The 14,041-nt window shown below is 66.5% G+C and carries 11 protein-coding genes; 7 read left to right on the top strand and 4 right to left on the bottom strand.

Translation table 11 applies throughout. The features are described 5' to 3' along the window. Positions 1-238: 238 nt before the first annotated feature. Complete coding sequence (locus QX124_RS16815; RefSeq protein WP_315797746.1) at positions 239-1,039, bottom strand: IclR family transcriptional regulator C-terminal domain-containing protein; 801 nt, start codon at positions 1,037-1,039, stop codon at positions 239-241. Positions 1,040-1,250: 211 nt separating this feature from the next. On the opposite strand from QX124_RS16815, the gene QX124_RS16810 reads away from it, so the two are divergent. From QX124_RS16810 to QX124_RS16795, 4 genes are all read left to right on the top strand, one after another. Further along, the gene (locus QX124_RS16810) at positions 1,251-2,609 is read left to right on the top strand and encodes an aromatic ring-hydroxylating dioxygenase subunit alpha (protein ID WP_315797745.1); all 1,359 of its coding nucleotides are present in this window, start codon (positions 1,251-1,253) and stop codon (positions 2,607-2,609) included. A gap of 193 nt (positions 2,610-2,802) precedes the next feature. After that, a complete protein-coding gene (locus QX124_RS16805; protein WP_315797744.1) occupies positions 2,803-4,242 on the top strand; it encodes a glutamine synthetase family protein in 1,440 nt (479 codons plus the stop codon). Between the two features lie 339 nt (positions 4,243-4,581). Then, a complete protein-coding gene (locus QX124_RS16800) occupies positions 4,582-6,186 on the top strand; it encodes a hybrid sensor histidine kinase/response regulator (RefSeq protein WP_315797743.1) in 1,605 nt (534 codons plus the stop codon). Between the two features lie 62 nt (positions 6,187-6,248). Then, entirely contained in the window at positions 6,249-7,286 is a 1,038-nt protein-coding gene (locus QX124_RS16795; protein WP_315797742.1) for a magnesium and cobalt transport protein CorA, read from the top strand. 243 nt (positions 7,287-7,529) lie between these two features. Here the strand turns inward: QX124_RS16795 and QX124_RS16790 are convergent, their stop codons facing one another. Then, positions 7,530-8,816, bottom strand: coding sequence for a hypothetical protein (locus tag QX124_RS16790; RefSeq protein WP_315797741.1), 1,287 nt, complete (start codon positions 8,814-8,816; stop codon positions 7,530-7,532). A gap of 115 nt (positions 8,817-8,931) precedes the next feature. On the opposite strand from QX124_RS16790, the gene QX124_RS16785 reads away from it, so the two are divergent. Beyond that, entirely contained in the window at positions 8,932-9,660 is a 729-nt protein-coding gene (locus QX124_RS16785; protein ID WP_315797830.1) for an SDR family oxidoreductase, read from the top strand. Positions 9,661-9,827: 167 nt separating this feature from the next. Beyond that, the gene (locus QX124_RS16780; RefSeq protein WP_315797740.1) at positions 9,828-11,903 is read left to right on the top strand and encodes a HAMP domain-containing methyl-accepting chemotaxis protein; all 2,076 of its coding nucleotides are present in this window, start codon (positions 9,828-9,830) and stop codon (positions 11,901-11,903) included. 232 nt (positions 11,904-12,135) lie between these two features. On the opposite strand, the gene QX124_RS16775 is transcribed toward QX124_RS16780, so the two are convergent. After that, a complete protein-coding gene (locus QX124_RS16775) occupies positions 12,136-12,468 on the bottom strand; it encodes a hypothetical protein (protein ID WP_315797739.1) in 333 nt (110 codons plus the stop codon). A 146-nt stretch (positions 12,469-12,614) separates the two neighbouring features. Then, entirely contained in the window at positions 12,615-12,791 is a 177-nt protein-coding gene (locus QX124_RS16770; protein WP_315797738.1) for a hypothetical protein, read from the bottom strand. A gap of 395 nt (positions 12,792-13,186) precedes the next feature. On the opposite strand from QX124_RS16770, the gene QX124_RS16765 reads away from it, so the two are divergent. Continuing rightward, entirely contained in the window at positions 13,187-13,882 is a 696-nt protein-coding gene (locus tag QX124_RS16765) for a hypothetical protein (protein ID WP_315773780.1), read from the top strand. Positions 13,883-14,041: the final 159 nt, after the last annotated feature.

Genomic DNA, 14,041 nt, shown 5'->3' with positions numbered 1-14,041 from the left:
CGGAACGATTGTCGCGCGAAGTCCGACTCTCACGAGAACGGCGAGTGCGCCGATCCGCGATGCAGCGAGGGGCGGGACGACGTGCTCGATCAGCGGCGCGACGATGCCTCTCGGCGATGTCGCTGCCGGATGGAGCAGCGGCGCTCGTGGCCGCGAGTTCGATGCGAAGGTTGCGGTGGCGTGACCTGATGCGCGAGCGAGAGCCAGCGCGCCAGCGGCTGAGGCCTCTCCCCGACGATCAGACGAGCAGTGGCTGCGCCGTGGCTGCGAGCTTCTTCAGCAGCGGCAGGAAGCGCTCCTTCATCTCGTCGACGCCGATGCGATCGACGTGGCCGCCGATGTTGACGGCGGCGATGATGCCGCCGTCATAACGGCGAATCGGCACTGAAATCGAGCGGAAACCCAGCTCCGCCTCACCGTCGACGAGCGAGTAACCGTCGTCGCGGACGGCGATGATCGACGCGAGCAATGCTTCCTTGTCGGTGATCGTCTGCGGCGTCATCTCGGTCAGCGTCATGCGCTCGACGGCCTGGCGCAACTGATCGTCCGGCATCCGGCTCAGCAACACGCGGCCGACCGACGTGCAGAACGCCGGCAGCCGATAGCCGATTTCGAGCCCGGTCGAGAACATCCGCGCCGACGTCGCGCGCGCGATGAAGACAACCATCTCGCCGTCGAGGACGGCGAGCGAACAGACCTCGCGCGCCTCGCTGGCCGTGTTGTCCATCAACGGCTGCATCACGCTGTTGATCTGGTTGGAGGCGAGATAGCTGGAGGCCAGCAGCAGCACGCGCGGCGTCAGCGAGAACAGCCGGTCGTCGCCATGGACGAAGCCGGAGGCCTTCAGGGTCAGCAGAATCCGTCGCACCGTGGCGCGGGCGAGGCCGGTGAGTTCCGCGGCCTTGCTCAGCGTCATCGGGCGGCCCTCGCGGCTGAAGGCTTGTATCACCCGCAGGCCGCGATCGAGCGCTTCCACGAACTCGGGACCGTCGCCCCGAGCCTGCTTCTTCTCCTCATCAGTGCGCTTCAGTTTCGGCATCGGCCTGACATGATCCGCTGTTGTTGTTTTCGGCCGCAGTGAAGTTGCAGTCCGTTGGCCCCTCGGCTTCGGTTGTAGCTTTTTCACTTGCGCTTCTCCCCACTTAAAGCGAATCTAATCTGGGCGAACATGTGTTCGTCTAGCGAACATTATTAGATGATCGCGTGACGCTCAACGCCCGACTTGCGACGGAACAGGAGAGACGGCCATCATGATGAGCCAGGAGCAAAACGACCTGATCACGCGCGTCGGACCCGGCGCGCCCGCCGGTAAACTAATGAGGATGTACTGGCAGCCGGCCGCGCTGGTCGATGAGCTCGCGGGCGAGCGGCCGGTGCGCGCGGTGAAGCTGCTCGGTCAGGACTTCGTGCTCTTCAAGGATGCGCAGGGCCGCTATGGACTACTTGATCGCGATTGCCCGCATCGCGGCGCAGATCTCGCCTTCGGACGGCTGGAGAACGGCGGGTTGCGTTGCGCCTTCCATGGCTGGCTGTTCGACGCCGACGGCAATTGCCTGGAGACGCCGGCCGAACCGGCCGGCTCGCCGCTGTGCAAGAACGTCAAGCAGCGCGCTTATCCCGTGGTCGAGAAGGGCGGCATCCTCTGGGCCTGGCTCGGCGATGGCGCAGCCCCGGCGTTCCCGGACCTCGACTGCTTCACCGCGCCCGACGCCTACACCTTCGCCTTCAAGGGCCTGATCGAATGCAACTGGCTGCAGGCGCTGGAGGTCGGCATCGATCCCGCGCATGCCTCGTTCCTGCACCGCTTCTTCGAGGACGAGGATACGTCGACCGCCTATGGCAAGCAGTTCCGCGGCGCCTCCGCCGACAGCGAGCTGCCGATGACCAAGGTGCTGCGCGAATATGATCGTCCGATCATCAATGTCGAGCGCACCGAATACGGCCTGCGCATCATCGCGCTGCGCGAGATCGATGCCGAGCGCACCCATGTGCGGGTCACCAATCAGCTGTTCCCGCATGCCTTCGTGATTCCGATGAGCACGGAGATGACGATCACGCAGTGGCACGTGCCGGTCGATGACGAGACCTGCTACTGGTACGCGATCTTCACCAGCTATGGCGCGCCGGTCGACCGGGCGAAGATGCGGGCGCAGCGGCTCGAGCTCTATGAGCTGCCGGACTATCGCTCGCGCAAGAACAAGAGCAACGACTACGGCTTCGATCCTCAGGAGCAGGCGACCGCGACCTACACCGGGATGGGCAACGACATCAACGTGCACGACCAGTGGGCGGTGGAGTCGATGGGCCGGATCCAGGACCGCACCCGCGAGCATCTCGGGCAATCCGACAAGGCCATCATCCAATACCGCCGTCTGCTGCGCGAGCAGATCGAGACGATCGCGCGCGGCGAGCTGCCGATGCTGTTCCTCGATGCCGCGGAGGCCCGCAGCGTGCAGGGCCCGGCGACGATGGACGGCATCGGGCCGACGCGCGGCTGGGAGACCTACTGGATGGAAGTCGACGTCCGCCGCCGCCGCAACGCCCCCTGGGCCCCGCCGGTGCCGGCGGATATCATTCGGCTGGCCCCGCATCTGAGCGCGGCGGAGTAGCTACTTTGCTCCGAGTTGCCGTACGGTGGCCAAGGCCGGCGGAACGGCGCAGCGTGCCGTCCGACGGCGTGCCCACCATTCACGTGCACCGTCGCGGCGGTGGGCGCGTCGTGTTCGCAGCGTCCACTGGCGCAACGGCGGAGGCCGCGCCGCGAACGCGCCTTTGCCCGTCCTACGATTCGAGGAGCCATCGTTGAGTTTCGTCGACAAGCATCAGTTGTGGACCGTGGAGCAGGCCGAGGCCGCAGTGCGCATGCGCCGCCTCGCCGAGGAGCACGGCCTCACCACCATCCGCTTCTCGTTCCCGGACCAGCATGGCATCCTGCGCGGCAAGACGCTCACCGTCGATGCGGCGCTGTCCTCGCTCGAGGACGGCTGCTCGATCACGACGACCTTGCTTGCCAAGGATACCTCGCATCGCACCGTGTTTCCGGTGTTCACCGCCGGCGGCGGCTTCGGCATGGCCGAGATGCAGGGCGGCAGCGATGCACTGATGGTCGCCGATCCCACCACCTTTCACGTGCTGCCCTGGGCGCCCGGCACGGGCTGGGTGCTGTGTGATCTGTACTTCGCGAATGGCGCGCCGGTGCCGTTCGCCACGCGCAATCTCTATCGGTCGGCATTGGCGACGCTCGACCAGCGTGGCTATCAGTTCAAGGCCGGCCTCGAGGTCGAGTGCCACATCTTCAAGGTCGAGGATCCCAGGCTCGCGCCCGGTGACGCCGGCTCGCCCGGTCAGCCCGGCGTGCCGCCGACGGTCAGCCTGCTGACCCAGGGCTATCAATATCTCACCGAGCAGCGCTTCGATCAGATGGAGCCGGCGCTCGAGATCATCCGGGCGAACCTCGTCGCGCTCGGCCTGCCGTTGCGCTCGATCGAGCTCGAATACGGGCCGAGCCAGTGCGAATTCGTGCTGCAGCCGGGCATCGGGCTGGCGCCTGCAGATACGATGGTGCTGTTCCGCAGCGCCGTGAAGCAGATCGCGCAGCGCCACGGCTATCACGCCACCTTCATGTGCCGGCCGCGCATCCCCAATGTGATGTCGTCGGGCTGGCATCTGCACCAGTCGCTGGTGGCGCGCGACGGGAGCAACGCGTTCATGACGGAGGACGCCGAAGGACTGTCCGCGCTCGGCCGCCATTACATGGCGGGCCTGCTCGCGCATGCGCGCGCCTCCGCGCTGTTTTCGACGCCGACGATCAACGGCTACCGGCGCTACCGCGCCTATTCGCTGGCGCCGGACCGCGCCATCTGGGGCCGCGACAACCGCGGCGTCATGATCCGCGTGCTCGGCGGCCCCGGCGACCGCGCCACCCGCCTGGAGAACCGCATCGGCGAGCCCGCCGCCAATCCCTACCTCTACATGGCCTCGCAGATCGCAGCCGGCCTCGACGGCATCGACCGCAAGATCGATCCCGGCCCGTCCGCTGACGTTCCCTACGAGACAAAGGCAGATCTCCTGCCGAAATCCTTGGGCGAAGCGGTCGATGCGCTGAAGCAGGACGCGTTCTTCCGCGAAGCCTTCGGTTCGACCTTCATCGACTACTACACCTTCCTCAAGACCGCCGAGCTCGAGCGCTTCCAGGCCGAAGTGTCGGACTGGGAGCAGCGCGAATATTTCGAGATGTTCTGACCACGATGCAGCGCATCGCACGCTGCGCGTCAGCCCGCCGTCGACCCGGATGCTCTGCCCGGTGATGTAGGCCGCGCTCCGTCGGCGGACGCGCAACATCCTCGTCGCGCGCGCAATGCGCCGACGATGATGCGGCGCGGGCATTTCCATATCCGCCGGATTTGTTCCCCCGCCGCCTCCTCGCATTTTCGTGAGCCCTGTGTGCGCCGTCCCGCGTGCAGGCATGCCTGCGGGAACCCGATCCCATCCATCGGCATATCGAAGGGGCGCGTTGCGCAACTCACGCCGGTGCCGGCGCGACCCTGCATGTCATGGAGAGAGAAGGCGGAGCAAGGAAGCATGTTGGAACACAAGCCGCAGCGCGATCGCGCGGTCGTCGACAGCGGCGATGCATCCGATCTGTCGTCGGAGCGCCACGACATCTTCTTCGCGGCCGTCGAGACCACACGGATGCCGATGATCGTCACCGATCCGCGCCAGAACGACAATCCCATTCTGTTCGCCAACCGGGCGTTCCTGGAAATGACCGGCTACGAGATCTCCGAGATCGTCGGCACCAATTGCCGTTTCCTGCAGGGGCCGGACACCGACCGCGACACCATTGCAGCGATCCGCACGGCGATCGCCAACCGCCAGGACATCGCGGTGGAGATCCTCAATTATCGCAAGAATGGTGCTGCGTTCTGGAATGCGCTGTTCGTCAGCCCGGTCTACAACCGCGACGGCGAGCTGGTCTATTATTTCGGCTCGCAGCTCGACGTGTCGCGCCGCCGCGACGCCGAGAGCGCGCTGGTGCAGTCGCAGAAGATGGAGGCGATCGGCCAGCTCACCGGCGGCATCGCGCACGACTTCAACAACATCCTGCAGGTCATCATCGGCTACACCGAGACCCTGCAGGGCGCCGTCGCCGATCTGGCCCCGCGGCACCGCCGCGCCGTCGAGAACATCCGCACGGCCGCCAACCGGGCCGCGACCTTGACGCAGCAGCTATTGTCGTTCGCGCGCAAGCAGCGGCTCGACAGCCGGCCGATCAACCTCAACAACATGATCGAGACCATGGTGCAGATGGCGCGCCACACGCTCGGCGACAGCGTGCGCATCGTCGTCAAGGCGCAGCCGGGCCTGTGGAACAGCCGCGTCGACCAGACCCAGGCGGAGGTTGCGCTGCTCAATCTGTTCGTCAATGCGCGCGATGCGATGCCGCACGGCGGCACGTTGGCCATCCGCACCGAGGACAAGGAGATCGCGGAGGAGGACATCGTGCAGTTCGGCGTGCCCAAGGGCGGGCGCTATGTCGTGCTGAAAGTGTCCGACGACGGCGTCGGCATTCCGCACCATATTCTCGCGCGGGTCGCCGAGCCGTTCTTCACCACCAAGGAGGAGGGCAAGGGCACCGGGCTCGGCCTCGCCATGGTCTACGGCTTCACGCGGCAGTCCGGCGGCAGCACCTATATCTACAGCGAGGTCGGGCTCGGCACGACCGTGCAGCTGCTGTTTCCGGCGACCGAGCAGGCGATCGCCGCGCCCTCGATCCGGACGCAGATGGCGATGGAGCGGTCGGGCAGCGAGCGCATTCTGATCGTCGAGGATCGTCCGGACGTGGCCGAGCTCGCGCGCTCGATCCTGGAGGATTTCGGCTATCGCATCGAGGTCGCCGCCAATGCGCATGCCGCGCTCGAGCTGCTGGATTCGGAGGCCCGCTTCGATTTGCTGTTCACCGATCTCGTGATGCCCGGCGGCATGAACGGCACCGTGCTGGCGCGTGAGGCGCGCAGGCGCCAGCCGAAATTGAAGGTGCTGCTCACCACCGGCTATTCCGATGCTGCGGTCGAGCGCGCCGATGCCAACATCGGCGAGTTCGAGATCATCAACAAGCCGTACCGCCGCACCGATCTGGTCCGCCGCGTCAGGCAGTTGCTCGACGGCCCGACCGGCGTGACCTGATGCGACGCTTGACCCGGCGACTCCTCGCGTCGAAAGTCGGCCCGGAAAGCGGAGATTCAGCCATGCGTCCCGTCACGATGCAGACAGCGGCCGATGCGCCGGCCGTGCCCACGCGCGGCGCGTCGCGCGAGCCCGGCGTGGTCGCGGCCAGCGTCTATGCCGATGGCCGCCGCGTCGCCGACATCGCCATCGAGGAGGCCGGCGCCTGGAGCAGGCGGCCGGGCCATGTGGTGTGGATCGGGCTGCATGAGCCTGATGCTGCGCTGCTGCAGCGCGTGGCCGAGCAGTTCGGGCTGCACGAGCTCGCGATCGAGGATGCGTCGAAGGCGCATCAGCAGCCCAAGGTCGAGCGCTACGGCGATGCGCTGTTTGTGGTCGCCCGCACCGCGCAGCTCGTCAAGGAGCACATCGTGTTCGGCGAGACCCACGTCTTCGTCGGCCCCGGCTTCGTCGTCTCGGTGCGCCACGGCGCCTCGACCTCCTATGGCGCGGTGCGCGAGCGCTGCGAGAGCTGTCCCGGCTCGCTCGCCAAGGGCGAGGACTACATCCTCTATGCGATCCTCGATTTCATCGTCGACAACTACCGCCCGGTGACCGAGAGCATCATGGCGGAGGTCGAGACGCTGGAGGAGGTCGTGCTGCAGCGGCCGCTCGCGCGCCACGAGGTCGACCTTCTGTATCGCCTGCGGCGCGACCTGCTGCGGCTGCGCCGCGCCGTCGGCCCGGTGGTCGGCGTCTGCAAGCGGCTCGAGCACGTCGACAACGTCGCGATCGATGCCGAGATGGCGCCGCTGTTTCGCGACGTCCTCGACCACGCCAAGCGCGCCGAGGAGGATGCGGATTCCCTGCGCGAGATCCTCGCCTTCGTGTTCGAGGCCAGCATGATGGCCGGCCAGGCGCAGCAGACCGACATCGCCCGTCGGCTCACGGCCTGGGCTGCGATCCTTGCGGTGCCGACCGCGGTCGCCGGCATCTACGGCATGAACTTCGAGCACATGCCGGAGCTGAAATGGCAATACGGCTACTACGCGGTGCTCGGCTTCATCGCCACTGTCTGCAGCGTGCTGTATTGGCAGTTCAGGCGGCGCGGGTGGCTGTGAGTTGACGGACCGTTGGTCCCTCTTCCCGAAGCGGGTCCGGTCACTTGCGAGCGGCGCGAGGCGTTGCCCGGAATCCCTGCGCCAAAGCGATGCGCGATGCCAGTGCACTGAGTGCGGTGGCGCCGAGACCGCCGAGCACGACGTGGCGGCGTGTGACATCGAAATCCGAGCTGCTCATTGAACCCCGCTTGCGGCATGATAGGTTTGCCGTTGAGGAGGCAGGCGCGTGCCATGGCGCAGCGGTCACGCCGCCGCGGATCGCCCCTGATGCGCGAACCACCACGCGGCGATGGCGTCCGTCAGTTCGTCCCAGATCGCGGTCGGCAGGTCGGGTACGGCGACGCGCACGCTGTAGCGATCCGTGGTGGCGTCGTGAAACCATTCCGTCGCAGCGAAATCGAAGCCGAAGCTGCCGGCGTGGCGGATCGGCAGCCCGGCGCGCCGCAGATCATCACTCATGGCGGTCGCGGCTTGCCGCGCGGTGGCCTCGTCCAGAGGCGCGCGACCGGCGAGCGTGACGTAGAGGCCGTGCGCGAAGTCGAGCTCCGCGGTCAGTTCGGGAAGCGTCGTTGCGAATTGGCGCCGCGCGCGCCGGCTGTTGCGCAGGATGGCGGCGACGCGGCGCGCGGTCAGCTCGCGATAGGCGGGCAGGCCGACATAAGGCGGGAAATGCGCCGGCAGCGCGGCGCCGCCGAGCAGCCTGACGGCGTTGCGCGTCTCGTCCGGCAGCGTCTGAAGCGCAACGCGGCTTGCAGAGCCGGCATTGGTCCAATCGCTGAAAGCGACCGAGCCAAGCCGGCCGTACTCGGCGCCGAGCGAGTCGAGCTTGGTGTGGCTGCGCACCATCACGACCGGCACGTCCCAGCGCCGCGCCCAGGCCAGCACGCGGCGAATGCGGCCGGAGCCATTGGCAAAGCAGGTGGTGTCGAAGATCAGGAGATCGATCGCCGGGCGGTCGCAACTCAGCACGGCTTCGAAGCGCGGCGCGGTCGCGCTGGAATCGATCAGCAGCAGCCGCGGCGCCGGCGAGGGCTGCGCCAGCGCGTCGGCAAGGCCGCGGGTCAGCGTCACCGGGCGCAGATGCCGCGCATGCGCCGCGACCAGCTCCTGCGTCTCGCCATAGGAGCCCGGCAGCATCAGCAGGTCCGCCGTGCTGCCGAGAACGGGCCGCGTCGCCAGCAGCAGCGCCGCGATCGCGGCCATGCCGGAGATGGTGTAGATCGTGTCATGGCGGCTCTCGCCCACCGCATAGAATGACGGCCCGCGCACGTCGAGATCCGCGCGCTGATAGTCGTAGCTGAAGGCGAACGGGCCGGCGCGATGATCGGCGGCATCCGCCCAGGCGGTCTCCGTCGCGGTCCAGTCGCCCAGCGCGTGCTCTGCCTTCAGCGCGGCCGTGAGCTGAAACTTGCGCCGGATGACCTCCATCACGGCGCGCGGCGCCGGCAGCGCATGCGGTCTCCGCAGGCAGCCGTTCAGGAGCTGCAGCTCCTGATGCTTGCGGGCGAGATAGGCTTCGATCGTCTCCATCGGGCTCTTCACGGGTGATGCGGCCGGGATGCAACGCGCAGGAACTTCCATGGATCCAACGGAGCGCGGCAATGCCGCGCGATTTGCTGTAGTCTGGCCGGACGAAGAGGAGATGATGAGCAGGGAACTCGAAGGCAAGGTGGCGGCGGTCACCGGCGCGGCGTCGGGCATCGGCCTCGCCAGCAGCGCGGCGATGCTGGCGGCCGGCGCGCGCGTCGTCATGATCGATCGCGACGCCGCGGCGCTGGCGAGCCTGCGCGCGCGGCACGGCGACGCCGTGATCCCCGTGGTCATCGACCTGCTCGATCCCACGGATTGCGCCACCCTGCTGCCGCGCGTCCTCGATGCGGCCGGCCGGCTCGACATCCTCCACGCCAATGCCGGCAGCTATCTCGGCGGCGATCTCGTCGACGCCAGGACCGACGCGATCGACCGCATGCTGAACCTCAACGTCAACGTCGTGATGAAGAATGTGCGCGACGCTCTCCCGCACATGATCGCGCGCGGGACGGGCGACATCATCGTCACCAGCTCGCTCGCGGCGCATTACCCGACGCCGTGGGAGCCGGTCTATGCGTCGTCGAAATGGGCGATCGACTGCTTCGTGCAGACGGTGCGCCGCCAGGTGTTCAAGCACGGCATCCGCGTCGGCGCGATCTCGCCGGGCCCGGTGGTGACCGCCCTGATCGCGGACTGGCCGGCCGAGAAGCTGAAGGAGGCGCGCGAGTCCGGCAGCCTGCTGGAGCCGGGCGAAGTCGCCGACGTCGTGCTGTTCATGCTGACCCGCCCGCGCCATATGACCATTCGCGACGTCGTGATGCTGCCGACGAACTTTGATTTGTAGGCGGGGCGGGCCGGGCGCTCGGTCCGCTCGCGGCTCGAACAGCAGCCCGCTCGGATGGCCTGGTGCACATGCGCTGGGGCCAGCCCCCGTTGAAATACGGGATTCGATTTAAGCACAACCTTAATCATAAGGAACCTAGCGTGGGCCCGCGTAATCCGGGGGCAATGATGAAAATCGGCCGACTTTTTGCAATTTCGATGCTTTCCGTGACGGCTTTGGCCGTCCTCCCTGCTGCACAAGTCGTGATCGAGCAGGTGAAGGCGGTCAGCGACAAGGCCGAAGCGATCAAGACCGTCGAGGCCTTCGGCGCGGTGCTGCTGTTCGCCCAGGATGTCGTGGGTCACCGCGCGCCCTACATCACGCCGATCTTCCAGGAAGGTCCCGCAACCCCCGCGCAGCTCGAAGGCGTGCGCAAGATCAGGCAGTCGTCCGAGGCGTCCTTCGCGAAAGCGCGCGCACAGTTGACGAGCGTGTCCGATAGCGAGGCGATCACCCGCAGCCTGGACCAGGCGTCGTCCAAGCTGTCCGAGATCCTTGCCAAGGTGGACCCCACGCTGACCGCGCCGCTGAGCGCGCGCGACCCGGCTGCGATCAAGAGCTTTCTCCCCGGGGTCACCCAGGTGGCTCTTGCGATCGAGCCGATTCTGAACCGTCTGCAGAACCGCATCGCCAATGCCGACGCGTCGCTGACGACGCTGCTCGACGTGGCACGCACGGCGCAAGACCTGCGCGTGACCGCCGGCGGTCGAGCCGCCGCGCTGTCGCCGGCGCTCAGCGCCCGCCGCGCCGTGGCTCCGGCCGAGAAGGCGGCGATGGATCGCGCTCAGGGCCGCACCGAGGTCGATCGCGAGCGCCTGGAGGCCGGCATCGACCAGCTCGGCAATCCGGAGCGCCTGCTCACGGCCTTCAAGGACGCCCGGGAGGCCTATTTCGGACGCGCCGTTCCGATCGTCGACAAGGACATCGCGGCCGGGCTCGGCGATCTCAACTACGCACTCACCGCCGACACCCTGGCCGATGCGGTCGTCCCGGCCGTGCAGAAGTTCTTCGTCGTGCGCGACGCCGCGATCGCCGAGGCGCGCGACCGCGCCGTCGCGGCGCGCGATGCAGCCTATCTGATGCTCGCGCTGGCGACGGCGGTGGTCGTTGCCCTCGCCGGCATTCTCGTGTTCGTCACCATGCTGCTGCGCCGCCGCGTGATCAACCCGATCGTGAACCTGACCGGCCTGATCGGCCAGATGGCGGCCGGCCATGACGACGTGACGATCCCGACGATCAATCGCGACGACGAGATCGCCGCGATGGCCGGCTCGCTGCAGACGTTCAAGGAGGCGCTGCTGGAGAAGAAGCGCGCCGAGCAGGCGGCCGCAGCCGACGCGCAGGCCAAGATCGAGCGCGGCCAGCGCGTCGAGCGCTTCACCCGCGAGTTCGAGATGGCGATCGGCGAGGTCGTCGGCGTCGTGTCGTCGGCGTCGGCCGATCTGGAACGCTCGGCCTCATCGCTGACGACGACGGCGGGTCGCTCGCTGGAGCTCGCCACCGTGGTCGCATCGGCCTCCGAGGAAGCCTCGACCAACGTGCATTCGGTCGCCGCGGCCGCCGAGGAGATGAGCTCGTCGGTCACCGAGATCAGCCGCCAGGTGCAGGACTCCGCGCGCATCGCCAACGAGGCGCTGGCGCAGGCGCGCAAGACCAACGACAACGTCGCGGAGCTCGCCAAGGCCGCGGCGCGGATCGGCGACGTCGTCGAGCTGATCAATGCGATCGCCGGACAGACCAACCTGCTCGCGCTCAACGCCACCATCGAGGCCGCCCGCGCCGGCGAGGCCGGCCGCGGCTTCGCGGTGGTCGCCTCGGAGGTGAAGGCGCTGGCCGAGCAGACCGCGAAGGCGACCGGCGAGATCGGCCAGCAGATCGGCGGCATCCAGGCGGCGACCCAGGAGTCGGTCGGCTCGATCAAGGAGATCGGCGAGACCATCGCCCGGATGTCGGAGATCGCCTCGGCCATCGCCTCCGCCGTCGAGGAGCAGAGCTCGGCGACGCGCGAAATCTCGCGCAACGTCCAGCAGGCCGCTCACGGCACCCAGCAGGTGTCGGCGAACATCGCCAGCGTCCGGCAGGGCGCCGACGACACCGGCTCGGCCTCGTCGCAGGTGCTGTCCGCCGCGAAGTCGCTGTCCGGCCAGAGCAGCCGCCTCCGCGACGAGGTCAGCCGCTTCCTGGACTCAGTGCGGGCGGCGTAACCCATCAGAGGCAGCGGCGCCTCCGTCGAGGCCGATCGATCACCTCCACAGGCGTCGATTGGCTAGCCGGCCGGGCTTCCGCGATCAGCCCGCCGCCCATCGGGCCCGCGGGGCATTGCAGAAGACAATCCGCGCATGTGAGCATCGGGGCTCGTGCCCCGATGTCCCTCCGCCGCGCGGCCGCGAAGCCGCAAGTGACGTGCAGGGTCGCGATTCCCCAGGTGTGATCGAGCTATGGACCACCGGACGACGCGTCGTCCGGCGAAATCGGCGCCGCACGGAACGCCTCTCGCGAGGCCAGAATCCGATCGTCGAGGTTCATGATTTCGGCGGCGCGCTCCAGGTCACGCCAGAAGCCGCCGCGCGGCGCGGTGAGACGGCCGAGCTCCATGAGCGCGTCGAGCGCGAGCGCGAGCTCATTGTGCTCGAGATATTCGGCAAATTCCTCGTACAGCTTGGCGCACGCCTGCACGTGCCGGAGCGGAGGCGCTGGCAGCGCTGTCTGGGCCCGCCCGAGCAAGGCTCTGACCGCCATCCATCGTGCCGCCAGCTCCGGACTCACCATCTCATCGCTCCCTGCGGTCGGTAAGCTCCATGATGGAATAGTTGGAGTCAACAAGTCGGCTCAAATGCCGGCTGTGCCCCGATCCATCCTCTGTCTTTCCGCCATACGCCTGATGGCGCCGAGCATACGCCGGCGGATGAGGCCGCTCACCGGATCACGAGCCAGTACGGCGGGAGCATGAAGAAGGATGTGCGGCCGGGACAGTAGACGCGCGTCTCGGTGACGAGCCGCGTCATCTCCCTCTCTGGCTCGGCCACGAAGCCGAGCACGAGCTTCGGCGTGCGAACGCCACCGGGCTGAGCTGTGACAAGGAGGCGTGTCATGAATGACGCCGCCCTAGGCAGCGCCGCGCCGAGGTTCTTTTGCTTTTGTGGGTCTGCTCGCTGGAGCGTACCCATATGAGCGCTCGCTCGGGGCTGTTGCAGATTGGCGATCGCCTCCCGCACGAGCGGCGGCCTACATGATGCCTATGCAGAGCGGATCCAATCGGCTGGGGCTCACGTAGGCCCGTCCAAAGTTAAAGCGAACAGGGTAGCCCACCGGGGGAAATTTCGGCCGCCACAACTCTCGCTATCGTCTCAAAAGTTTTCCAAATTTTTTTGTTCGGCTATGTCCATCGGACGAAACAAGTGATGATCAATTCACTGCTGATTCCGTCCATCGTCCCCCGGTGGGCCGATAGATGCTCGCAGGATTCCTGTGGGCAAAGGAGGGGATTATGAACTTTGACCTTCAAACTTTCTCTGTCTTGACCGGCGTCGCCTCAGCCGTGGTGGGGTTGGCCTATAAGCTAATGCCGCGATCCGTTGATCGCCTGAAGCGTGATCTCGAACTTCTGAAACTAGCTCGGGAAGCAAAGGCGAACTTTCTTCCGTTACAGCGTCACGTCGACGCGCAAATCAATGAAGCATATCTCAGTAAAGGGGTCGGCTTTAAAAGATCTTTCGATATTGCTTTTGGTAATGTCGCCTTCGCAATAATGATTACGACCCCGATGATCGGGATTATCGGCGCCGGAATAGCATTTGGTTCAAAGTACCTATTTGCTCTCTCGGACAATGCGGTGAACTCCATCGGCGTCGGTTTTCTTATGCTCGGCATTTTGGGCGGCATAATTGGCGGAGGTGATCTTGCCAAGAAGGACTTGGCTGATGCTCGCAAAGAAATAGAGGAAAGAGAACGAATGCTTGCCGCCGCCGATGAAGAAGAGCTGCGTCGTTTTCGAGCAACCAACTCATCGTCGAGCAAGGGTGAGGCATCTACTGATAATTCAGCTCCCGATGAAGCCGAAACGTCTGCGCACGATTCGCTCGAAACTGGAGGCGAAACGCCGACGCCGCCAGCGCCTAGCTCTTGTCAAGCTCCTGAGGTTGGCGTCGACCGCGATAGCGACCTTAAGGTCAGATCAGCTTGAGAGGCATGCTGATGTGCGTCGAGTTTACGGGAGCATGGCCACCTCAAGCTCGGGCGAGCGGGATTACGGTGACGCTGCACCAAACAACAAAGCTCCCGCATGCCGGCCATGCCCAAACTGCCCGTCGTGCTAGTTTGCCGCAACAATTCCCCTTGTGTC

Source organism: Bradyrhizobium sp. SZCCHNRI3043, from assembly GCF_032377735.1.
Lineage (GTDB): Bacteria > Pseudomonadota > Alphaproteobacteria > Rhizobiales > Xanthobacteraceae > Bradyrhizobium.
Note: the sequence above shows the minus strand (reverse complement) of the source record. Positions and strands in the feature narration are given on the sequence as shown.